We start from the raw sequence: 21649 nt of genomic DNA, 5'->3' as shown, positions 1-21649 counted from the left end.
GGCCCGCAACCGTGGTCGCGAGCCCCTGCGCTCCGGGTACGGCGGGTGCTACTTCGGTTCGATGACCAGCAGCAGATCACCGCCCTGCACCTGGCTGGTGCCGTTCAGGGTTACCTGGCTGACCACGCCGCCGGTGTTGGCGGTGATGCCTGCCTCCATCTTCATGGCTTCGATGGTGGCTACCGACTGGCCGGCCTCGACCAAGTCGCCGACCTTGACGTTGACCGTCACGGCTCCGGCGAATGGTGCGGCGACATGGCCCTTGTCGTTAGGGTCGGCCTTCGGCGCGGACTTCACGGTGGATTCCACCGATTCATCGCGGACCCTGACCTGGCGGGACTGGCCGTTGAGGTTGACCACGACGGTGCGCAGGCCCTTCTCGTCAGCTTCCGACACCGATACCAGCCGGACGAGCAGTCGGACGCCGGTGCCCAGCGAGATGACATGCTCGATGCCTGGAACCAGGCCGTAGAGGTAGTCGCGGGTGTGCAGCACGGACAAATCGCCGTAGTTCTCCACCGACTTCTCGAAGTCGCGGGTTGGGCCTGCGAAGAGCAGCCGGTTCAGGGTGCCGCGGATCGTCTCCGAATCCGACTTCAGCGCCGCCGCGTCTTCCGCCGAGAGGTCCTCGATACGGGCCTTGACGTTGCGTCCCTGCAGCGCCTTCGTGCGGAATGGCTCTGGCCATCCGCCTGGAGGGTTGCCCAGCTCGCCCGAGAGGAACTGGATGACCGAATCCGGGATGTCGTAGTTCTGCGGGTTCGCTTCGAAGTCCGCGGCGGGCACGCCGGAGCCGACCAGCTGCAGGGCCAGGTCGCCGACGACCTTGGATGACGGGGTAACCTTCACCACGTTGCCGAGCATGTCGTTGACCGAAGCGTACATCGACTCGATGGCTTCGAAACGCTCGCCCAGGCCCAGCGCGATGGCCTGCTGGCGCAGGTTCGAAAGCTGGCCGCCAGGAATCTCATGCTGGTAGACACGGCCGGTCGGCGCCGGCAGTCCGGATTCGAATGGCCTGTACATCGCGCGCACTGCTTCCCAGTACGGTTCGAGCGACGCCACTGCATCCAGCGACAGGCCCGGATCGCGTTCGGTGAATTCCAGCGCCGCAACCAGTGCGGACGCCGAAGGCTGCGAGGTGGTGCCCGCCATGGCCGCGCTGGCCACGTCCACGGCGTCGACGCCGGCATCGATGGCAGCCATCAGGGTTGCCAGCTGGCCGCCGGAGGTGTCGTGGGTGTGCAGGTGCACCGGCAGGTCGAAGCGTTCGCGCAGCGCGGTCACCAGCTTGGTGGCAGCGGCCGGGCGCAGCAGGCCTGCCATGTCCTTAATCGCGATGATGTGCGCACCGGCATCGACGATCTGCTGGGCCAGGTCCAGGTAGTAGTCCAGGGTGTACAGCTTCTCGTTGGCATCCAGCAGGTTGCCGGTGTAGCACAGGGCCACTTCGGCGACCGCGGTGCCGGTTTCGCGCACTGCCTTGATGGCCGGGGCCATCTGCGAGACATCGTTCAGCGCGTCGAAGATGCGGAAGATGTCGATGCCGGCGGAGGCTGCTTCCTTCACGAACGCGTCGGTTACCTCGGTCGGGTATGGGGTGTAGCCCACGGTGTTGCGTCCGCGCAGCAGCATCTGCAGCGGGATGTTCGGCAGCTCGGCGCGCAGCAGCTCCAGGCGCTTCCATGGATCCTCGCCCAGGAATCGCAGGGACACATCGTAAGTGGCACCGCCCCAGACCTCCATGGAGAACAGCTGCGGCACGTTGTGCGCGTAGGCCGGAGCGGCGGCGAGCAGGTCGCGGGTACGCACGCGGGTGGCCAGCAGCGACTGGTGCGCGTCGCGGAAGGTGGTATCGGTGATGCCCACCGCCTTCGAGTCGCGCAGCGCCTTGGCAAAGCCCTCGGGGCCCAGCTCCAGCAGCTTCTGGCGCCAGCCATCAACCGGTGCGGCAGACTTCGATGGGCCGTCGAATGGCGAACGCTCCGGCTCGTCGGACTTGTCGCCCGGGAACGCGGGAAGCTTCTTACGCGGGTCGATGCCCTCGACACGGCTGCCATTGGGCTGGTTCACCGTGACATGGGCCAGGTAGTTCAGCGCCTTGGTGCCGCGGTCCTGGGACTCGTTGCCGGTAAGCAGATCCGGACGGGAATCGATGAAGTTGGTAGCGACATCACCGGCCAGGAACTGCGGGTCGCTGAGCACATTCTGGATGAACGGGATGTTGGTGGCCACGCCGCGCACGCGGAACTCGGCCAGCGCACGGCGGGCGCGGGCCACGGCGGTGGCGTAGTCGCGGCCGCGGCAGGTGAGCTTGACCAGCATCGAGTCGAAGTGCGGCGAGACCTCCGCACCGGTGTAGATCGTGCCGCCATCCAGGCGTACGCCCGAGCCGCCGGCCGAACGGTACACCGTAATGGTTCCGACATCCGGACGGAAGCCGTTGGCCGGATCTTCGGTGGTGATGCGGGACTGCAGTGCCCAGCCACGCACCTGGACTGCATCCTGGCTGATGCCCAGGTCCTTCAGCGATTCGCCGGAGGCGATGCGCATCTGCGCCTGGACCAGATCGATGTCGGTGACTTCTTCGGTCACCGTGTGCTCCACCTGGATGCGCGGGTTCATCTCGATGAAGACGTGCTGACCGGCGCGCTCGCCCACGGTATCGACGAGGAATTCGACGGTACCGGCGTTCTGGTAGCCCAGGGTTTGGGCAAACTTCACGGCGTCGCGGAACAACGCCTGGCGGATCGACTCGTCCAGGTTCGGTGCCGGAGCGATCTCGACAACCTTCTGGTGGCGGCGCTGCAGCGAGCAGTCGCGCTCATGCAGGTGGACGATGTTGCCTTGCTCGTCGGCGAGGATCTGCACCTCGATGTGGCGCGGACGCAGCACTGCCTGCTCCAGGAAGACGGTTGGATCGCCGAAGGCGGTGCCGGCTTCGCGCATGGCCGCCCCCATCAGTTCCGGCAGGTCTTCGCGCTTGTCGACGCGGCGCATGCCGCGCCCGCCGCCGCCGGCTACTGCCTTGACGAAGATCGGGAAGCCGATGCGATCGGCCTCGGCGATCAGGTAGTCGACGTCGTCGCTTGGCTCGGAGGATTCCAGTACCGGAATGCCTGCTTCGCGGGCTGCTTTCAGTGCCGCGACTTTGTTGCCGGCCAGTTCAAGCACGTCCGCCTTTGGACCGATGAACTTGATGCCTTCTGCTTCGGCAGCGCGGGCGAGGTCGGGGTTCTCCGAGAGGAATCCGTAGCCCGGGTAAATTGCGTCCGCGCCGGCTTCTTTGGCAACGCGGATAATCTCGTCTATATCCAGGTAGGCTCGGACCGGATGGCCCTCTTCGCCGATCTGGTAGGCCTCTGCGGCCTTCTGGCGGTGGATCGAATTGCGATCTTCATGTGGGTAGACAGCAACGGTCTTTGCGCCCAGCTCGTAGCCGGCACGGAAGGCACGAATTGCAATCTCACCGCGGTTGGCGACCAAGATCTTTTCAAACATAGTGTCCCTACATCGAATCATTACACGCTGGCACAACGGCACCCTCGGGACTGTTTCCGCCAGGTGCTTGCCCGCCATACCAGCGTGTCGGGTCTCGAAAAGCGGCAAGCATTTGCCACTTCTGTGAAATACCCTACACGGGGAATCTCCAGAACGTCCAAACATTTCATCTTGTGGTCAGACCACATGAAATAATTGGAGCTGTGAAGTTTTAATCACCAACTTGTGCCTAATGGCAAAAACTCACGTTGCAAAGTCGGAGAAACGCCGGTCGGCACACTATGATGATGAGAGACTAAAAATTCGGTGGGACGTTTAAACTAACGAACAGTGAAAGGCGTGGTCTGGTCCGTGCACGTAGTGAGCATCAGCAGCCTCAAGGGTGGCGTAGGAAAAACCTCCGTGACACTCGGATTGGCTTCAGCAGCACTTGCCGCCGGCATTCCGACTCTCGTCATTGACCTGGATCCCCATGCGGATGCCAGCACTGGCCTCGGAGTCCGGGCTAACGGAAAGCAGCCAATTGGGCAGATGCTCAAGAACGCTCGCCGTGCCCGCCTGCAGGATCAGGTTGTCGCCAGCGCCTGGCAGTCAAAGGCAGCAGAGAAGAAGTCCCGCACCCGCATTCCAGTGCTCGACGTTGCTGTTGGCGACGCCTTCACCGGAATCTACGATCGCCCTGATCTGCGCACCCGCGACCTGCGCCGCCTCTCCCAGCTCCTGAGCCGCACCAGCGGTTACCAGCTGGTGCTCATCGACTGCCCGCCATCGCTCAACGGCCTGACCCGCATGGCATGGAGCGCATCGGATCAGCTCCTGCTGGTCGCAGAACCCAGCCTGTTCTCCGTCGCCGGCACCGAGCGCACCCAGCGCGCATTGGAACTGTTCCGCCGCGAGTTCGCTCCGTCCTTGGGACCGGTACACGTCGTCGCCAACCGGGTCCGCAAGGATTCTGCAGAGCACACCTTCCGCTTGGGCGAAATGCGCCAGATGTTCGGCGATTCCATGGTCAAGCCCGAAATTCCCGAGCACCCGGAGTGGCAGCAGATCCAGGGCGCCGCGTATTCGGTGCACCAGTGGCCTTCGAAAGCCACCGCTCCGATGCTGGCCCAGTTCGACGCCTTGCTCAAGGAAGTCATGTCTGTCGCAGGCCCGAACAACACCTAGGATCTCCGGACGATATCTGGAGAAATTGGAACTTAAACTACTGGCCGGATCTTCCTTCGTGGAAGATCCGGCCAGTAGTTTAAGTATTGGTTTCCAGTCCCGAGCTTAGCCGACGTTACGAGCGGCCTTGGCGGCACGACGGGCAGCCAGCTCGTCTTCAGGCAGGGTCTGCTGCGCAGAGCTCTCAGATGGCAGCTGGGCCAGCGATCCTTCGACCTCGCGCCAGACGCGGCCCACGGCGATGCCGAACACGCCTTGGCCCTTCTGGACGAGGTCGATGACCTCATCGGCGCTCGTGCATTCGTAGACCGAAGCGCCATCGCTCATCAGGGTGATCTGGGCAAGATCCTCGACACCGCGTTCACGCAGATGCAAAACAGCCGAACGGATCTGCTGCAGTGATACTCCGGTGTCCAGCAACCGCTTGACGACCTTGAGCACGAGGATGTCCCGGAAGGAGTAGAGCCGGTGGCTGCCAGAGCCCTTGGCTCCGCGCACTGCTGGCTCCACCAAGCCGGTACGTGCCCAGTAGTCGAGCTGGCGGTAGGTGATGCCTGCCGCCTTGCACACAATCGGACCACGGTAGCCTGCATGCTCGTCCAGCTCAGGCAGGTCATCGGTGAAGAGCAACCCTTGGGTACTGGATTGCTTGGTGCCACCATCGACCCCATAGTGAGGTCCAGTCTGGCGAGACTCCATCCAATTGCTCCTTGCGTGTCAGCACGTTCCTAAACGAGTATCCAGGGACCGAATAAGAACCGCGCAGATGCGAGTGATGACTATCAAAATACAGCTCTATTTAAATGTCCCTATGCAAAGACGGTACGGCGATAATGCCTAATGGTCAAAGACCTTCAAGCTTAACTTTAAGGCGTGTCGCGCGAGCTTCGGGAATTACCCAATTCAAGGCCTGTATTCCGCTGAAACCAAACGTCCGATTTCTATGAGGAGAAATCTTCTGGATCAATGTTGTCCAAGAATTCCCGGAATTCCCGCATTTGCTCCTCGGGCGCTTCTTCGCCGTCTGACTCGTTTTCGATCGCCACTCCTGCTTCCTCCAGGACATCCTCGGCGCACATGATGGGGCACTGCGCGCGCACGGCCAGCGCCACCGCATCAGAGGAACGCGAATCCACGCGTTTGCCGTTGGAGAGGACGAGTTCGGCGACGAATACGGCGTTGTGCACCGAGACGATTTCGATCCGTTCAAGTTTCACGCCCATGCTTTCAATGACGCTGATCAACAGGTCGTGAGTCATCGGACGCGGCGGTGTGAGCCCTTGCTCGGACATGGCAATGGCCGAAGCCTCGGGCGCGCCAATCCACAGCGGCAGGTAGAGATTCCGCTCTGGATACTTGAGCAGCAGCAGCGGCTGATTCGCCGGCAGTTGAATACGGATCCCGGCAAACTCCAGTTCCAGCATGCTAGCCCCTTAGAGTTGTGGTTTCCTGTTGGAATTCAGCCTAGCGATCTAGTTGGGAAATAGCACGTTGCACTAGGGCTTCGTGAATTTCCAGGCACTGGCGGGAGATTTCCTGGGCCTCTTCCGCGGCACGGGCGCGGGCGGAAACTTCCGGCTTTTTCAGTTCGTTGCCGACAATCGATTCGATCAGCGAGAACTCGCGATCGGCCGCGGTGCGGAACTGCCGCAGATGGCGGGGCTCGACGCCATGACCGGCCAGCTGTACCGCCGACTTGGTGACCTTGATGCTGCTGGCGTCGAACAGGCCAGCCAACGGTTCGATCAAGCCAAACTTGATCAATTCGCCGATGAGATCCTCACTGGCGCCGGTCAGCCCCTGCAGCTCAGCCATGGAGACCGAACGGGCCTTTCGCTCCACGGCCTCGGCCATGTCGTTGTTGACTGCCTTGGGAGCCACCGGGGCTCCCCCAGGCAATGCCGCCGGTGCTTCACCGCGGTCCACCGAGTCAAGGTGGTCCTTGATGACCTTCAAAGGCAGGTACTGGTCGCGTTGCACGGACAGGATGAAACGCAAGCGGCTCACGTCCGACGCGGAGTACTTCCGGTATCCGGCTGAGGTGCGTTGCGGGATGATCAAACCCTTGTCTTCCAGGAAACGGATCTTGGAAGCGGTGACGCGCGGGAATTCATCCTTGAGTTCCGAGAGCACTTCGCCGATATTCAGCGCGGCCTGCCGGACGGCCTCGTGGCGTGGTGCCTCGAGTCGTGGGCTGCGGGCTGCGTCAAAGATCGGCAAAGGGTCTACACCTCGGATGTATGGATATGTCGGCGTGCCAGACGCCGGCGGACAAAACCTCGAACTCTACCAGTTTAAAGGTTGGGAACGCTTTGGTAGAAATTCAGGCGGAATTTGCCAATCTGAACTTGCACGCCGGTGCTCAAAGGGATTTCATCGATGCGGTCGCCGTTGATGTAGGTGCCGTTGAGCGATCCGATGTCGCTGAGGGTGAAGCGCTCGCCAGTACGGGAGAACTTGGCGTGACGACGCGAAACGGTTACGTCATCCAGGAAGATATCGGCGTTCGGATGCCGGCCTGCGATGCTCTCGTCGGTGTCCAGCAGGAAACGTGCGCCCTTATTCGGTCCTGAATGGGCGATAAGCAGCGCAGAACCAGCTGGAAGGGCGTTAACTGCGTTTTTCTCATCTTCACTCAGGGTGTAGATGACCGAAGGTTCAGCACCCTTGTGCGCCCCAGGAAGAGCGATATTGGTCGTCTCAGAGGCAGACTCGTTGTGCGGGTCAACCGGCCGATGTTCCGACATTGTGGGGTCCTCCAGAAAATTCTGCTTACAGTTCGTGCGTGACGACCTTGTGTTCTACGTTGGCACAGTCAGTATTACCAAACTATTTACAGATTAGCCTACTCACTGCCCAAGTGATAACAGAAAGTACATATTTTCCGATGCGCCGGATGGCCAGTGTGGCATGATGCCATTAGAGAAGAAGATGCACTGGGATCGCCAACACTTCGATCTTTTCGCACAGATGAAATCGATGCAAGGCCATATCAGGAACTTTCAGGTGAATCATGACGAAAATACTGCTCAAGCGGGCATACGCAGCGCCCAGCGCCGAGGATGGCTACAGGATTCTGGTTGACAGGCTCTGGCCGCGCGGGCAAAGCAAGGCGGTGCTCCAGCTGGATCACTGGGCCAAGGGCATTGCGCCGAGCACCGAGCTGCGCAAGGGCTGGGATCATGACCCCGCCCGCTTTGATGAATTCGCGCAGCACTATCGCACCGAACTGAACCAGAATCCCGCAGTCGACGATTTCCTGGAATTACTCTCCCAGCATCCAGTGGTCACCTTCGTCTACGGAGCGAAGGATGAGCAGGCTAATCACGCGATGGTGTTGCGTGACTATCTGCTGGATCAGCTGTCTGCTCCGTAGGAGGCACGAAGCACACGCCGTCGGCGCACACCATGTCCGAAGCGACAACCTGCTGAAGATCGAAGCTGAATTCCCCGCCCACCGTGGCACCTTTCGTCGAATAGCCCTGTCCTAGTGGTACAACCGCGCCAGCCCAGCAAATATTCCGGACTTGACGCCGCGACCGACTCCAGCAAGATGCCGATGGCACCGCGAGATATTCGCGGTGCCATCGTTATTCTAGGTGCCGGAAGTCAGCGCACTGCTTAGCGCTGATCGAGCAGGATCGGTTCGAAGAAGCCGGCCAGCTCTTCGGTAGCGTCCAGCGGCAGGATGCTGGCTACGTACATGTCCGGACGGACAATCACGATCGCGCCATCGCGGGAGATCTGGCGCTCCTCGAAGATATCTGAGCCTTCCCGCGTGGTGTAGACCTTCTCGTAATCCATGAGTCCGAAGTCCCCGATGTTCGGACGGAACACCTTGGGCGCGTCGTTGACGTTCATCGTGGTGTAGTCCTGCTGGTAGACGACCTTGATGTCGAACAGCGCATCGGTGTCGGCGCCCTTCGGGGTGAAGCGCACCAGCGGCGACCGCTCGTCCTCCAGCAGCCAGCTCGACAGGTCGGCAATCTTCTGCGACTGCCCGATTGGCAGCTGGTCTGCGAAGACGTAGATGCGGTAGCGGCCATCGGCCCGGTGGTGGTGGCCCAGGTGCTTCGGATTGGCATCGGCCAAGCGCATGACCTGCGAGGAGCGGAAGCGCTTGCCCATAGGGAAGCCGGCAGCCAGTTCCTGGTAGTCCTTGCCCGCGGTCAGCGACGACTGCGGGTACTCGGTCATGAAGCCCGCAGGGAATTCGGCTGTGCGCACGTAGAACTCGGCAACGCCTTCCTGGCCTTCGAGCTCCTCGGGCGAGGCGGCCATGATGGAGGACCACTTCTTGTCGAAGTCGATCAGGTCCTTGGCGATCACCTTGCGTTCCTCCGAGTAGGTGCGAAGCAGGCTTTCCGGAGCCCGGCCGGAGAGCACGTAGCCGATCTTCCAGGCCAGGTTGAAGCCGTCCTGCATGGACACGTTCATGCCCTGGCCTGCCTTGGCCGAGTGCGTGTGGCAGGCATCGCCGGTGATGAACACGCGCGGTTCGCGGGTGCCGATTTCCTCGACCGCTACATCGTCGAAGCGGTCGGCCAGTCGGTGGCCCACTTCGTACACGCTGTGCCACGCAACGTCCTTGACCTCCAGGGTGTATGGATTCAGGATCGCCTTGGCGCGCTCGATGATTTCTTCCAGCGGGGTCTCGCGGACCTTGCCGTTATTCCCTTCCGGAACTTCGCCGAGGTCGACGTAGAGGCGGAAGAGCTGCCCGCCCTCGCGCGGGATCAGCAGAATCGAGCCGGCCTTGGAATGGATGGCGCATTTGGTGCGCACGTCCGGGAAGTTGGTCAGCGCCAGGGTATCCATGACACCCCAGGCGTGGTTGGCCTTATCGCCCGAGAGCTTCGCGCCAATTGAGCGGCGGACATTGCTACGGGCCCCGTCGGAACCGACCACATACTTGGCCCGCACTACGCGCTCGATGCCCTCGTTGCCATCCGTGCAACCGATCAGGGTGACCTTGACGGGGTACTCCTCGCCGTCTTCGACGACCAGTTCCTTGAAATCCCAGCCGTAGTCCGGGACGGTGCGGGCTGGCGAGTTCGCGGCGAATTCAGCGAAGTAGTCGATGACTCGAGCCTGGTTGACGACGAGGTGCGGGAATTCGCTGACACCCGTTGGGTCATCGGGGGTGCGGTCGGTGCGGATGATCCGCTCCGGGTTTGCCGGGTCGGGATTCCAGAAGGTGGTTTCCTTGATGATATAGGCCTCGGCGGTGATGCGCTCGGCAAAGCCGAAGGCCTGGAAGGTCTCGACGGTGCGCGACTGGATTCCGTCGGCCTGGCCGATTTCCAGCCGGCCCGGGCGCCGGTCGATGATGCGGGTGTGCACATCAGGGAATTGGGACAGCTGGGCGGCGGTGATGATCCCGGCGGGACCGGCGCCGACGATCAGCACATCCATTTCATCCGGCAGCTCGGCGGGACGATTTACGCCCGCACCAGCAGCTGGCTGCACTCGTGGATCTGCCGAAATGTATCCGTTGTGGTGAAACTGCACCGTTTCATCCCCCAATTCCCTCTGATGACCTCAGTCAATACGCTACTTGTTCGATATTAGAACTCCATGATCTTTTATCGCACATTAATCATATACGATCTGTGAGCTCACACACAAGCGGACGTAGGCGGCACCCCACGCGCTCGGGTCGCTTGATGCCCTTTGCTGCAGATGCTCCCACTGCGCGCCAGCAGACTCCAGTACTTGTTGTTCATGGAGGTTCGAACTGCACTTGAGCGCTCGGTGCACTGCTGGCCTTTGCGCAGACCACCCGGGAGCCGGGACTGTGCAGCTGGCAGCAAGCAGCGGATGAATTGGATTGCAGCTGAGCCGTGCCCACCCCGCGGCACGTTCGTCGGCGGTTCGGGCCGCGAACCGGAGAATCGAAACGGCGGCTTGAGTGGCAGATGCTGGCTGGCAGAGGGCTACTTAACCAGCTCGACGCGTCCGGCTGAGACTGAGAGGCGATGAACTACCGCGTGCTCGCGCATTTTCTGCTGCCATCGCCGGTCATGGCTCACCGTGATCACGGTGCCCGGGTAATCCACCAGTGCGGCTTCCAGCTGCTCGACCAGGGCCGGGGAAAGATGGTTTGTCGGCTCGTCGAGAAGCAGCACCTGCGCCTTGGTGCTGACCGCAACGGCCAGTTCCAAGCGGCGGCGCTGGCCCACCGACAGCGCCATGGGATGCCGCAGGAAATCCTGCGGCGCAAACAAGCCAAGCTTGGCCAAGGACGCACCAGCATCCTGGACGTACTGGCTGGTGGCCGAGGCGAAAGCTTCGATCAGGCTGTCGCCAGGAAGGATCCCGATGTCCTGGCGCAGCCAAGCGCAGTGCAGGTGAGCAGCGCGCTCGATCCGCCCCGCGGTGCATTCCAGTTCGCCGGCAAGCATCTTCAGCAACGTAGATTTGCCAGCGCCGTTGGAGCCGGTGACCAGCCAACGCTCACCGAGCTTGATTTCGAAGCTGCCGGTGGACAGTTTCGGCGCGATGCTGCGCTGCGCGTTCATCACCTTCAGCAGGGTTTCACCGCTGTGCTGGCCTTCGCCGCCGCTAGGCATGACGAATGCCAATTCGGCGGCAGGCTCAGGGGCACGGTGGGTTTCGAGTTCCTCGATACGCGACTTGGCTTGGCGAATCTTCGAAGTCGAGCCGTGGCTGGAATCGCGGGCACGGAAATTGCCGTGCCCGAAACCTGCCTTCTCCTGCTTGCGCGGGATGGCGGCAACGCGCGAAGCGTACTTGTCGACCAGATTCTGCGAACGCTCATACTCCTGGACCCAATTCTCATAAGCCACGCGGATTGCGGTTCTCTCCTGCTCCTTGGCATGCAGGTAACCGTCATAGCCGTTGCCGTAGTGCGCGAGCTGGCCATCGCTGACCTCGATGATGGACCGGGCGAAGCGCTTGAGGAACATCCGGTCGTGGCTGATCAGCACCAGGGCGCCGCGGTGCTTGTCGATGGTCCGCTCCAGCCAGTTCATGGCTGTCTCGTCAAGGTCGTTCGTCGGTTCATCCAGCAGAAGCAATTGCGCACCGGAGCACAGCACGCAGGCCAGGGCGAGTCGCGAGGATTGCCCGCCGGATAGCTGCGCAACGGGTCGTTGCCGGTCCATCTGCCCCAGCCCCAGCTGCTCCAGCGCGCTGTCCAGGCGCGGCGCCAGCGAATAGCCGTCGGCGGCTTCGTACAGATCGGTAACTTTCTGCAGCTGCTGCAGGAGCCGTTGGGCCTGATCCTCCGGGGCATCGTCGAGCCTATTGGATATGACGCGCATCAAGGTTTCCAGTTCGCGGAAGCGCTGGTGGTAGGAGTCGATCACGTGCTGCACGCTCATCGCTTGCGCGAAGCGCGGGTTCTGCGCCGCATAGGCCACGGCGCCGGGCGCGTTCATCGTGCGCTGCCCGCGGTCGGGTGCCAGATTTCCGGCGATGACACGCATCAGCGTAGATTTGCCCGAACCATTATCGCCAAGCACGGCGATGCGATCGGTAGCGGAAATGGACAGTTCGATGCCGGCGAGGACATCTCGTTCGCCGAAGCTGACCGCGATGTCCTGCAACAAGCAGACGTAATCCGGTTCGGTGTCTTGCTCGCGCCGATCGGAGGGGCGCACATTCCGGGAGTGGGTCATGGGTCATTCCTGCCTCGCACCGGTTCCGCCCGCCGGAGCAGGCTTCGGTGCTGGTGGTTGGAGGCACTCGCAGGTGCCGAGGACTTGGCGGCAGCGAAGCAGAGCTCAACGCTGGCTGGCGCCTAGAGGAAATGGATCCCAAGAATTATCGTGCCCATCGTCCAAGGCTAATGCTCTGGGTTCGGTGCTGGCAAGGCTCGTGCGGCTAGAGATCGATATTGCCTTCGATGAGCACATTCGTGGCGCCGCCCACCCAGAGCTGCCCGTCGGCCATCTCCAAATGCACTTCTCCATCGCGTCCCCCCTTGGCGCCCTGCCGGTTGACCAGCGGCGCGGCGGCATGCCCGGCGTCGATCAGCCATTGCGCGGCCGCGCCATTCAGGCTCCCGGTGACCGGATCCTCGCGCACTGCGCCGTTTTCGATGGTCAGCGCCCTCACCTCGAAGCCCCCGCCTGGCGTACTGGGTGGCAACGCGCCAAGGACCCCGATCTTCCAGCGGCCGAACCGCTGCGGAGCCTGCGCCGAGATCTCCAGGACCTGCTGCGCATCCTGCAGCAGGATAGCGGCCCAGCCTGGGCCGTTGTCCACCCATTGCGCGTCCACCACCTGCTCCGTGCCGATGCCCAGGATCTGCAGCATTTCCGCCAGTTCCTGCTGCCCGATCGCGCCGGTGCGCGTCGCCGGCGGCGAGGCGAAGGACAGCAGCTCGCCGTCGATCCTGATCGGCACCAGCCCGGCACCGCATTCGGCGATCAGCTGCTTCGGGTCGCGCGGCACTCCCCCGGCCTGCAGCCAGGCGCGTGCAGTGCCCAGGGCCGGGTGGCCGGCAAACGGGTATTCGCGGTCGCGGGCGAAGATCCGGAACCGGTAGTCGGCCTGCACGTGGCGTGCCGGCAGGATGAAGGTGGCCTCCGAGAGGTTGGACCACAGCGAATAGTTGCGCATCGCTTCGTCCTCCAGCCCGTCGCCATCGAGCACCACACCCAAGGGGTTGCCCTTGTACGGGACGGTGCTGAAGACATCGACCTGCTGGAATCTGCGTTGCATTGGACCATCCTCCGGATGTTCGGGCGCGGGATGCGCAATTGCGGGCGGGCACGGCAAAACCCCGCCGAGAAGTCATCTCGACGGGGTTTTCCGATCGGTTGGTCGGGCTAGCGGGATTTGAACCCACGGCCTCCTCACCCCCAGTGAGGCGCGCTACCAAGCTGCGCCATAGCCCGATGCCCTCGCAGCCGTTATCCCCAAGTCGTGAGAACCAAGGGTGCCGTCTGCGAAAAGCTCCTCCATTAGCCTACACCAAGTGAAGGGCTAAATTCGAAATTTAGCGATTGCGCCCGCGGCGTTCGCGGATTCGCATCGAAACTTCGATCGGGCTGCCCTCGAAACCGAAGGTTTCGCGCAGCCGGCGGGTGATGAAGCGGCGGTAGCCCGGATCCAGGAAGCCGGTGGTGAACAGCACGAAGCGCGGCGGGCGGGCCGAGGCCTGGGTGCCGAACAGGATGCGTGGCTGCTTGCCGCCGCGCACCGGGTGCGGGTGGGCCGCGACAAGCTCGCCCAGGAAGGCATTCAGCTTGCCGGTCGGGATGCGCTTGTCCCAGGATTCCAGCGCGGTATTCAGCGCGGGAACGAGCTTGTCCTTGTGCCAGCCGGTCTTCGCCGAGATGTTCACGCGCGGGGCCCATTCGATATGGGCCAGGTCGCGCTCGATCTCCTGCTCAAGGTAGTAGCGGCGGTCCTCGTCCACCTCATCCCACTTGTTGTAGACGATGACCATCGCGCGGCCGGCCTCGATGGCCAGCTGGATGATGCGCACGTCCTGCTCGGAAATGGTCTCGTTGGCGGCCAGCAGGATCACTGCGACCTCGGCCTTTTCCAGCGCGGTCTGGGTGCGCAGCGACGCGTAGTAGTCCGAGCCGACGGCCATGTGCTGGCGGCGGCGGATGCCTGCGGTATCCACGAAGCGCCAGACTTCGCCGCCCAGCTCAACCAGTTCGTCTACCGGGTCGCGGGTGGTGCCGGCGTAGTCGTCGACCACCACGCGCTCGGAGCCGGCCACCTTGTTCAGCAGCGAGGACTTGCCCACGTTCGGACGGCCGATCAGCGCAACGCGGCGCGGACCGCCCGAGGGGATCATGCCGCCGAAGGCCGAGTGGACCGGCAGCTTCTCCATGACAGCGTCCAGCAGGTCGGCGGTGCCGCGGCCGTGCAGGGCCGAGACTGGCCATGGCTGGCCGAAGCCCAGGCCCCAAAGCACGGCGGCTTCGGCTTCCTGGTTGAAGTCATCGACCTTGTTGGCTACCAGGAAGACCGGCTTGCCCTTCTTGCGCAGCATCTTCACCACAGCCTCATCGGTTGCGGTTGCTCCCACATGGGAGTCGACCACGAAGAGGATGGCGTCGGCCACGTCGGCGGCGATTTCTGCTTGGTCGGCCACCGAAGCGTGGATGCCCTTGGCATCATGCTCCCAGCCACCGGTATCAACGATGGTGAATGGGCGGCCCATCCACTCGGCGGAGTAGGACACGCGGTCGCGGGTCACGCCCGGGGTGTCCTCCACGACCGCTTCGCGGCGGCCGAGGATGCGGTTGACCAGGGTGGACTTGCCCACGTTGGGGCGTCCGATAACAGCCAGGACCGGCGGGATGACGACGTCTTCATCATCGTCATCGAAGGAGTCCAGTCCTGCAAGCAGGGCGGAGTCCTCTTCGTCCAGTTCGTAGTCTTCCAGTCCGCTGAGCAGAGCCTGGGCGCGAACCGCAGCCTCTTCCTCGCTCAGTTCGGCCAGGCGCTCGGCGATATCGTCGTCTCCAACGGGGATGTATTCCTCGTCGTGGGTGGAGTTGTTCTCGCTCATGATATTCCCTTCACAGCGATCGTAATCTTCATCGGCTCTCGCCGAGGATGGGCACCAGCTTTAGGCTAGTTTTTCGTTGCGGTGCTGATGGCGTCAAGCACCGCGTCGATGGTCTGCTCGAAATCCAGCTCCGAGGAGTCAACGGTCATGACCCCGTCGGCGGCCTGGGTGAAGTTCACCACGGTGGAGTCCTTCGCATCGCGCGCCAGCACCTGGGTGGCCAGCTGCGCGTCGTTCTGGGTTCCGCCCAGCTGCAGGCCGCGGCGGCGCAGGCGGGCTTCCTCCGAAGCAGTCAGCAGGATGCGCGCATCGGCATCCGGGGCGACCACGGTGGTGATGTCGCGGCCTTCGGCCACGATGCGGGCGTTGGCGGCGATGATCTCCTGCTGGCGGCGGACCAGTTCGGCTCGCGCGTCCAGGTTGGTGGCCACGGTGGAGACCTGCTCGGAGATGCGCGGTTCGCGGATCGCCGCGGTCACATCCACCCCGCCGATTTCGACCAGTTCGGCATCCGGATCAACCGAGATGGACAGCTTCGCATCGCGCACTGCCTGGGCCACGGCGTCTGCGTTGGCCAGGTCGGTGCCGTCGGCGAGCACCGAGTAGGTGATCGCGCGGTACATGGCACCGGTATCCAGGTAGGCCGCGCCCAGCTTGCGGGCGACGGCCTTGGAGACCGAGGACTTGCCGGAGCCGCTGGGGCCGTCGATGGCAATAACAAGCTTGTCGTTGTTCAAGGTGCTCACTGGGCTACTTTCCATCCGTTCTTGGTCAATACGTCGATCAGTTCATCGCGCCGGCCGGGCACGACCGAAACATCCACCATGCCGACCTGGTGGCCGGCGGAGTGCTCCATGCGCAAATCCTCGATATTGATCTGCGCATCGCCGATTTCGGTCAGCAGCTGGGCGATCTGCCCCGGGCGGTCGTCGATCACGACGGTCACCAGGGCGAAGGCCTGCGGCGGTGCGCCGTGCTTGCCCGGGATCCGGGCACGCCCGGCGTTGCCTTCGGTCATCAGCTGCGAGAGGTCCAGCAGCGCGCCGGCCCCTTGCGGGTTGCGCAGCGTGTTGATCAGCCGGTCCAGGTCTTCCTTCATCCCGGTCAGGATCGGCACCAGCGCGTCGGCGTTGTGCGAGAAGATCTGGATCCAGAGCTTCTCGTCGCTGGCCGCGATGCGCGTGGTGTCGCGCAGCCCGTTGCCGGCCAGGGCCAGCTGGTGGCTTTCGGCGTTCAGCAGGCGCGAGGCGATCATCGAGCTGGCCGCCTGCGGGAAGTGGCTGATCAGCGCGACGGATTCGTCATGCTCGGTGACGCTCATCCGGTGCATGGTCGCGCCCAGGTCGATGGCCAGGGATTCGGCGGCCTTAACGCGCGAGGCCTGCGCCCCGTTGTGGGCGCAGATGACCCACGGCATGGAGGTGAACAGCTCGCCGCGGGCGGCGGCCGGGCCGGATTTCTCGCGGCCGGCCATCGGGTGCGTCCCCACATAGCGGGATCTCTCGGCCTCGCCCAGCCGCGTATCGGCCAGCACGCCGGCCAGGATCGAGCCCTTGACGCTGGCGATGTCCACCACCGTGGCGTTCGGGTAGGCCAGCAGCGCATCGCCGACCAGCGCGGCGGTGACATCCGGCGGAGCGCCGATCACTACCAGCTCGGGGGCGATCTGCTGGTTATCCAGCAGCACGCCGGCGCCGATGTCCTGGGCAACCCCGGCCGCGGTCGGCGAAATATCCGACAGGTAGACGTGCACGCCCTTGGCGCGCAGTCCCAGTCCCACAGAGGTGCCCAGCAAGCCGGTGCCGATGACCAGCACCGGGCCTGCGAGGTGCGAGGCGGCCATCAGCTACATCCCCACCATGGCCATGAGGTGCCCGACTTCCTGGTTGCCCAGGGAGCGGATGGTGCCCTGCTTCTGGTCACCCAGCTGCACCGGGCCCACTGCGACGCGCACCAGGCGCTGGACCGGGTGGCCCACGGCGTCGAACATGCGGCGCACGATGCGGTTGCGGCCCGAGTGCAGGGTCACCTCGACCATCACGTGCTTCGGGGTGGTGGCGATGATCTTCAGGTCATCGACCTTGATCCAGCCGTCTTCGAGCTTGATGCCCTCGCGCAGCTGGTTGCTCACCGCGCGCGGCAGCGGGCCGGGGATCTGCACCAGGTAGGTCTTCGGGACCTCGTACTTCGGGTGCTGCAGGCGGTTGGCCAGCTCGCCGTCGTTGGTCAGGATCAGCACGCCTTCGGTCTTGTAGTCCAGGCGGCCGACGTGGAACAGGCGCAGCGACTTGTGCTCGTTCTTGAAGTAGTCGGCGATGGTGCGCCGGCCTTCCGGGTCGTCCATCGTGCACATCACGTGCTTCGGCTTGTTGAAGACGAAGTAGCGGTTGGCCTGGTTCGTCTGGATGCGCATGCCATCGACGTGGATGCGGTCCTTGTCCGGGTCCACGCGGGTGCCCAGCTCGACGACCAGGTTGCCGTTGACCTCGACGCGGCCTTCGAGGATCATCTCCTCGCAGACGCGGCGCGATGCCACCCCGGCGTTGGCCATGGCCTTCTGCAGGCGGATGCCATCCTGCTGCTCCCCGTTGATCTCGCGGGCCGCTTGGTTCTCGGCACGGGCCTGGGCGCGGGCGCGCTGGGTCGGGCGTGCGTAGTTGTTCGGCACGGAGTTGCCGAAGCGTTCCTTGCCGAAAGCCCGCTCGGAGTTCTTGCGCGCTGCCGAAGTGTTGCGCTTGGCCGGGTTCGACTTCTCGCCCGGCTTGCCGGAGGACGACTTGCCGTACGGCTTCTCGCCGAAGGACTTGCCGCCGGTGCGGCCAGCGCCACCTGGCTTGCCGTAGGACTGGCCCCCGGATTTGCCGCCGTTGCTGTTGCGGCCGCCTGCTGGCTTGCCGCCGAAGTTTGAATTGCCGCCGCGTTCGCCGCGGCCGGAGGAGGATCCCCTGCTCATGCTTGCCTGTGTCCCTTGCTGTTACGTGTTCGCTGCGCGAGCCCGCCAGTGGCATCGGCTTCACGCGTGGTTGGTCCGGTGTAGCTGCCGGCTGGCAGCTACCTAGTCGTCGTAGGTTGCCGAATCGAGCGATTCGAGATCGGCCACCCCGGGAAGATACGGGGACAGCGCAGGCAACTCATCAAGCGAGCCCAGTCCCAGTCGTTCCAGGAAGTATTCGGTGGTTTGGTACAGCGTCGCTCCGCCATCCCCGACTTCCGGATACTCCGTGATCAATCCGCGGGTGAGCAGCGTGCGCACCACTGAATCGACGTTGACACCTCGAATCGCCGAAATACGTCCACGCGAGACCGGCTGTCGGTAAGCGATGACAGCCAGGGTTTCTAGGGCGGCCTGCGACAGGCGTGCTGTCTGCCCGTCGAGCACATAACTGGAGACGAAATCGGCGTAATCGGCCCGCGAATAGAAGCGCCACCCGGAGGCGACGCGACGCAGTTCAAATCCGCGCGGGCGATCCTTACCATCATACTCGGAAGCAAGATTCTCCAAAGCGGCGGCAACCCTGGCCGTGGGCACCTCGAAGATTTCGGCCAAACGCGCCGAGGATACGGGGATATCGGCGACCATCAGCACCGCTTCAAGACCCGATTCCAGGCCCCCCGGCAGCCGGTCAATGGGTGCAATCTCACTCATGATTCACCTCACCACCACTCCCCTCGTAGTCGTCTTGCACCGCCTGCGCATCGAAGCTCGATTCCTGGATCAGCGAGATCAGCAGCGGCCCGAGCGGATCTTGTTGCGCAAAGCTGATGGCTTTCTGCCTGAACATCTCCAACAATGCCAGAAAACGCACGACCACCACCAGCTGCGCCGGCGCGTCCGCGACCAGCTCGGTGAAGGCCAGCGTGCCGCGGGCTTCGAGCAGGGCGGTGATCGACTCGGCTTCCTCGGCGATCGTGACATTCGCCCCGTGCAGGTGCCCGATCCCGACCTCGGTGGCAGGTTCGGGCTTCGGCGCCAGCGCCTTGGCAGCCATCGCGGCCAGCGCGTCGGGCCCGATGGTGAACACCAGTTCCGGCAGCAGGGCGGCGAACTGCGGTTCCAGCGAGACCTCGCGGGGATGCCGGGCACCCTCGGCGGTGTAGCGTTCGCCCAGGAATTCGGCGGCCTGCTTGAAAGCCTTGTACTGCAGCAGGCGGGCGAACAGCAGGTCGCGGGCTTCGAGCAGCTCGAAGTCCTCCCCGTCGGCCATTTCGCCGCGCGGCAGCAGCCGGGCAGCCTTCAGATCCAGCAGCGTGGAGGCGACCACGAGGAATTCGGTGGTCTCGTCGAGCACCTTCATCCCGTCGCTGCCGCTTTCTGCGCTGGCAGCCTGCAGTTCGCGCAGGTAGGCGATGAATTCGTCGGTGACCTCGGCCAGTGCGACCTCGGTGATATCCAGCTCGCGCTTGGTGATCAGGTGCAGCAGCACATCGAAGGGCCCGTTGAAGTTCTGCAGGGCAAGGCGAAAACCGCCAGCCGATTCCTGCCCAGCTTCAGCTGGCGTCGTGGATTCGGTGGCGGTTTCCTCGCTGAGCGTGGCGCTCATTACGGGGCACCACCACGCCAAATCAGTTCGCGGGCGAGGTTGCGGTACGCCTCGGCACCCGGGTGGTTGGCCGCGTAGGAAGTTATCGGTTCGGCGGCCACGTTCGCGTCGGCGAACTTGATGGTGCGCTTGATCACGGTTTCGAAGAGCTTGTCGCCGAAGGCCTCATCCAGCCGGGTGATGACCTCGCGGCTGTGCAGGGTGCGCGCGTCGTACATGGTGGCCACCACGCCGTCCAGCTCCAGCACCTGGTTCAGCCGGTCCTTGACCTTGTCGATGGTTTCCATCAGCAGGGCCACCGCACGCAGCGCGAAGAACTCTGCGGTCAGCGGGATGATCACGCCGTGGGCGGCGGTCAGCGCGTTGATGGTCAGCAGGCCCAAGGATGGCTGGCAGTCGATGAGCACCACATCGTAATCGTCGATGACGTGGCGCAGCGCGCGTTCGAGCACCTGCTCGCGGGCGACCTCGTTGACCAGCTGCACCTCGGCGGCGGACAAATCGATGTTGGCCGGCAGCAGATCGATGTTCTCGACGTCGGTCTTCACAATCGCGTCGGTGATCTTGACCTTGCGGTCCATCAGCACGTTGTAGACGGTGATGTCCATTTCGTGCGGGTTGGTTCCGAAGCCCGCGGACAGCGCGCCCTGCGGGTCGAAGTCCACCAGCAGCACCTTGCGGCCGTACTCGGCGAGCGCGGCAGCGAGGTTGATCGTGGAGGTGGTCTTGCCGACGCCGCCCTTCTGGTTCACCATGGCGATCACGCGTGCCGGGCCGTGCGAAGGCAGCGGTGCTGGCACGGGGAAATCTGTCAATGGCTTGCCAGTTGGACCCACCGGACGAGGCTCCTTGAGCATCCCCGCTCCGCGGTGCTTATTTCCCTGTTCCTCGCTCACGATGGGTAAACCACACTTCCCGTTCGATAAACCTGATTCCTCGAGCTGTAAGCTCATTCCAAGGTTATCGGCCGAAGCAAAAGATCTTGGTTTTTTGGGCTCTTTCACGGCGAGCCTTTACCTTGAACCTTAGCTCTAATGTTGTATGCGAGCTGAATGCCAACTGGCATTAACCGAAAGGCAGCGATGAAGGAGATTGCCAAGTTCCCCAGCCTGGCCGAAGCCGAGCCGGGCAGCACGCAGGTCAGCGTCGGCGTGCTCTTCCAGGCCCAGCCGGAAGACGGGAAATGCATCGTGCTGCTCGATGACCGCGGGTTCTTTACGAGCGCGCAGTGGCAGCAGGCGAGACCGGAGGAAATCCGCGACACCGCACTGGCTATGGTGGGCCCGGATGAGCCGGCGCCGGGGGCGGACGCAGGCCGAGGCGCTGCACGATTACTGGGAGTACATCGCCTCCCTGCTGGCCGCCCAGCAGATCCAGGAGCCCGCCGAGGAGCTGGTGAAGCTGGAGCACGAGGTCCGTTTCGGCCCGCGCCTGCAGCGGCTGCTCGCCTCGAGCGGCCGCTGATCCGGCGCCCAGTCCGGTCATTCGCTGGCCATCACCCAAGGGTTCTTGAACCTGGTTCCCGGCAGTGGTCGAATGGATGAACACGCGCTGGTATCTGGCGGCCAAAGGGGCGAGGGCGATGTTCACGGGAATGCTCGGCAATTGCACGGTGTCCGATGTGGCTCGGGCGGAGAACTGGTATGCCCGGGTCTTTGGCAGGGCGCCGGATGCGCGGCCCATGGACGGGCTGATCGAATGGCATCTGGCCCCGGGCTTCGGCGTCCAGGTCTTCGCGGACCCTGAACGCGCAGGGCACAGCACAGTGGTCCTGGAAGTCGCCGACCTGGATGCCCAGGCCGAACGCCTGTTCGCCTCAGGCATCGAGCACCAGGGCCCGCAGCCCGGCGGCGGGGCACGGATCCTGCAGCTTCAGGACCCCGACGGCAACCGGGTGGTGCTCGCCTCTCCCCTGGCGGGACTTTCGCGCTGAGTCTGG

Annotated in this window: 19 protein-coding genes and 1 tRNA gene; 4 read left to right on the top strand and 16 right to left on the bottom strand. The window is 63.5% G+C overall.

Annotated elements, in window-relative coordinates:
- Positions 1-48: 48 nt before the first annotated feature.
- Positions 49-3501, bottom strand: coding sequence for a pyruvate carboxylase (locus F0M17_RS05945; RefSeq protein WP_073707674.1), 3453 nt, complete (start codon positions 3499-3501; stop codon positions 49-51).
- A 351-nt stretch (positions 3502-3852) separates the two neighbouring features.
- On the opposite strand from F0M17_RS05945, the gene F0M17_RS05940 reads away from it, so the two are divergent.
- Positions 3853-4668 (top strand): ParA family protein, encoded by an 816-nt coding sequence (locus F0M17_RS05940; RefSeq protein ID WP_149596656.1) that lies wholly within the window; start codon positions 3853-3855, stop codon positions 4666-4668.
- 105 nt (positions 4669-4773) lie between these two features.
- Here the strand turns inward: F0M17_RS05940 and F0M17_RS05935 are convergent, their stop codons facing one another.
- The 4 genes from F0M17_RS05935 to F0M17_RS05920 all read right to left on the bottom strand — a co-directional run bounded on the left by F0M17_RS05935 (position 4774) and on the right by F0M17_RS05920 (position 7415).
- Positions 4774-5367 (bottom strand): MerR family transcriptional regulator, encoded by a 594-nt coding sequence (locus F0M17_RS05935; RefSeq protein ID WP_038990350.1) that lies wholly within the window; start codon positions 5365-5367, stop codon positions 4774-4776.
- A 242-nt stretch (positions 5368-5609) separates the two neighbouring features.
- A complete protein-coding gene (locus F0M17_RS05930) occupies positions 5610-6092 on the bottom strand; it encodes a bifunctional nuclease family protein (RefSeq protein WP_038990348.1) in 483 nt (160 codons plus the stop codon).
- A gap of 40 nt (positions 6093-6132) precedes the next feature.
- Entirely contained in the window at positions 6133-6888 is a 756-nt protein-coding gene (locus tag F0M17_RS05925; RefSeq protein ID WP_246857142.1) for a MerR family transcriptional regulator, read from the bottom strand.
- A gap of 74 nt (positions 6889-6962) precedes the next feature.
- Positions 6963-7415 carry an FHA domain-containing protein gene (locus tag F0M17_RS05920; RefSeq protein ID WP_038990347.1) on the bottom strand — a complete coding sequence of 151 codons (453 nt, stop codon included), beginning with the start codon at positions 7413-7415 and terminating at the stop codon, positions 6963-6965.
- Between the two features lie 266 nt (positions 7416-7681).
- On the opposite strand from F0M17_RS05920, the gene F0M17_RS05915 reads away from it, so the two are divergent.
- Positions 7682-8044: a DUF488 domain-containing protein gene (locus F0M17_RS05915; protein ID WP_038990346.1), complete on the top strand. Its 363-nt coding sequence runs from the start codon at positions 7682-7684 to the stop codon at positions 8042-8044.
- Between the two features lie 245 nt (positions 8045-8289).
- Here F0M17_RS05915 and F0M17_RS05910 read toward each other — a convergent pair whose 3' ends face one another.
- The 11 genes from F0M17_RS05910 to F0M17_RS05860 all read right to left on the bottom strand — a co-directional run bounded on the left by F0M17_RS05910 (position 8290) and on the right by F0M17_RS05860 (position 20606).
- Complete coding sequence (locus F0M17_RS05910) at positions 8290-10179, bottom strand: FAD-binding monooxygenase (RefSeq protein WP_149596655.1); 1890 nt, start codon at positions 10177-10179, stop codon at positions 8290-8292.
- Between the two features lie 425 nt (positions 10180-10604).
- On the bottom strand, positions 10605-12311 hold the full coding sequence (gene abc-f / locus F0M17_RS05905; RefSeq protein ID WP_149596654.1) for a ribosomal protection-like ABC-F family protein: 1707 nt from the start codon (positions 12309-12311) through the stop codon (positions 10605-10607).
- 205 nt (positions 12312-12516) lie between these two features.
- Positions 12517-13359, bottom strand: a complete 843-nt coding sequence (locus F0M17_RS05900) for a PhzF family phenazine biosynthesis protein (RefSeq protein ID WP_149596653.1) — start codon at positions 13357-13359, stop codon at positions 12517-12519.
- A gap of 99 nt (positions 13360-13458) precedes the next feature.
- Positions 13459-13535 (bottom strand) — tRNA-Pro (locus F0M17_RS05895).
- 101 nt (positions 13536-13636) lie between these two features.
- Entirely contained in the window at positions 13637-15169 is a 1533-nt protein-coding gene (der, locus tag F0M17_RS05890) for a ribosome biogenesis GTPase Der (protein ID WP_149596652.1), read from the bottom strand.
- Between the two features lie 65 nt (positions 15170-15234).
- On the bottom strand, positions 15235-15945 hold the full coding sequence (gene cmk, locus F0M17_RS05885; protein ID WP_371737261.1) for a (d)CMP kinase: 711 nt from the start codon (positions 15943-15945) through the stop codon (positions 15235-15237).
- Positions 15912-17012, bottom strand: a complete 1101-nt coding sequence (locus tag F0M17_RS05880) for a prephenate dehydrogenase (protein WP_149596651.1) — start codon at positions 17010-17012, stop codon at positions 15912-15914. The genes cmk and F0M17_RS05880 overlap by 34 nt, the downstream gene beginning before the upstream one ends.
- A 3-nt stretch (positions 17013-17015) precedes the next feature.
- The gene (locus F0M17_RS05875; RefSeq protein WP_149596650.1) at positions 17016-18122 is read right to left on the bottom strand and encodes a pseudouridine synthase; all 1107 of its coding nucleotides are present in this window, start codon (positions 18120-18122) and stop codon (positions 17016-17018) included.
- 102 nt (positions 18123-18224) lie between these two features.
- Positions 18225-18815, bottom strand: coding sequence for an SMC-Scp complex subunit ScpB (gene scpB / locus F0M17_RS05870; protein WP_038990339.1), 591 nt, complete (start codon positions 18813-18815; stop codon positions 18225-18227).
- Entirely contained in the window at positions 18808-19710 is a 903-nt protein-coding gene (locus tag F0M17_RS05865; RefSeq protein WP_149596649.1) for a ScpA family protein, read from the bottom strand. Before F0M17_RS05865 ends, scpB begins: the two co-directional genes overlap by 8 nt.
- A complete protein-coding gene (locus F0M17_RS05860; RefSeq protein WP_038990337.1) occupies positions 19710-20606 on the bottom strand; it encodes a ParA family protein in 897 nt (298 codons plus the stop codon). Before F0M17_RS05860 ends, F0M17_RS05865 begins: the two co-directional genes overlap by 1 nt.
- A gap of 391 nt (positions 20607-20997) precedes the next feature.
- Between F0M17_RS05860 and F0M17_RS17430 the strand changes: the two genes are divergently transcribed.
- A complete protein-coding gene (locus F0M17_RS17430) occupies positions 20998-21174 on the top strand; it encodes a hypothetical protein (RefSeq protein ID WP_158024701.1) in 177 nt (58 codons plus the stop codon).
- A 76-nt stretch (positions 21175-21250) separates the two neighbouring features.
- Positions 21251-21643, top strand: a complete 393-nt coding sequence (locus F0M17_RS05855) for a VOC family protein (RefSeq protein WP_246857140.1) — start codon at positions 21251-21253, stop codon at positions 21641-21643.
- Positions 21644-21649: the final 6 nt, after the last annotated feature.

Origin of the sequence: Glutamicibacter sp. ZJUTW (assembly GCF_008370855.1) — a bacterium.
Taxonomy (GTDB): Bacteria; Actinomycetota; Actinomycetes; order Actinomycetales; family Micrococcaceae; genus Glutamicibacter; species Glutamicibacter nicotianae.
This window is presented reverse-complemented; position numbering and strand designations above follow the sequence as displayed.

What these genes read in the sequence shown, in the direction of transcription:
- F0M17_RS05945 (WP_073707674.1), bottom strand. Translation starts at nt 3,501, where the DNA reads ATGTTTGAAAAGATCTTGGTCGCCAACCGCGGTGAGATTGCAATTCGT.
- F0M17_RS05935 (WP_038990350.1), bottom strand. Translation starts at nt 5,367, where the DNA reads ATGGAGTCTCGCCAGACTGGACCTCACTATGGGGTCGATGGTGGCACC.
- F0M17_RS05930 (WP_038990348.1), bottom strand. Translation starts at nt 6,092, where the DNA reads ATGCTGGAACTGGAGTTTGCCGGGATCCGTATTCAACTGCCGGCGAAT.
- F0M17_RS05920 (WP_038990347.1), bottom strand. Translation starts at nt 7,415, where the DNA reads ATGTCGGAACATCGGCCGGTTGACCCGCACAACGAGTCTGCCTCTGAG.
- F0M17_RS05915 (WP_038990346.1), top strand. Translation starts at nt 7,682, where the DNA reads ATGACGAAAATACTGCTCAAGCGGGCATACGCAGCGCCCAGCGCCGAG.
- abc-f (WP_149596654.1), bottom strand. Translation starts at nt 12,311, where the DNA reads ATGACCCACTCCCGGAATGTGCGCCCCTCCGATCGGCGCGAGCAAGAC.
- F0M17_RS05900 (WP_149596653.1), bottom strand. Translation starts at nt 13,359, where the DNA reads ATGCAACGCAGATTCCAGCAGGTCGATGTCTTCAGCACCGTCCCGTAC.
- der (WP_149596652.1), bottom strand. Translation starts at nt 15,169, where the DNA reads ATGAGCGAGAACAACTCCACCCACGACGAGGAATACATCCCCGTTGGA.
- F0M17_RS05880 (WP_149596651.1), bottom strand. Translation starts at nt 17,012, where the DNA reads ATGGCCGCCTCGCACCTCGCAGGCCCGGTGCTGGTCATCGGCACCGGC.
- F0M17_RS05875 (WP_149596650.1), bottom strand. Translation starts at nt 18,122, where the DNA reads ATGAGCAGGGGATCCTCCTCCGGCCGCGGCGAACGCGGCGGCAATTCA.
- scpB (WP_038990339.1), bottom strand. Translation starts at nt 18,815, where the DNA reads ATGAGTGAGATTGCACCCATTGACCGGCTGCCGGGGGGCCTGGAATCG.
- F0M17_RS05865 (WP_149596649.1), bottom strand. Translation starts at nt 19,710, where the DNA reads ATGAGCGCCACGCTCAGCGAGGAAACCGCCACCGAATCCACGACGCCA.
- F0M17_RS17430 (WP_158024701.1), top strand. Translation starts at nt 20,998, where the DNA reads ATGAGCCGGCGCCGGGGGCGGACGCAGGCCGAGGCGCTGCACGATTAC.
- F0M17_RS05855 (WP_246857140.1), top strand. Translation starts at nt 21,251, where the DNA reads ATGAACACGCGCTGGTATCTGGCGGCCAAAGGGGCGAGGGCGATGTTC.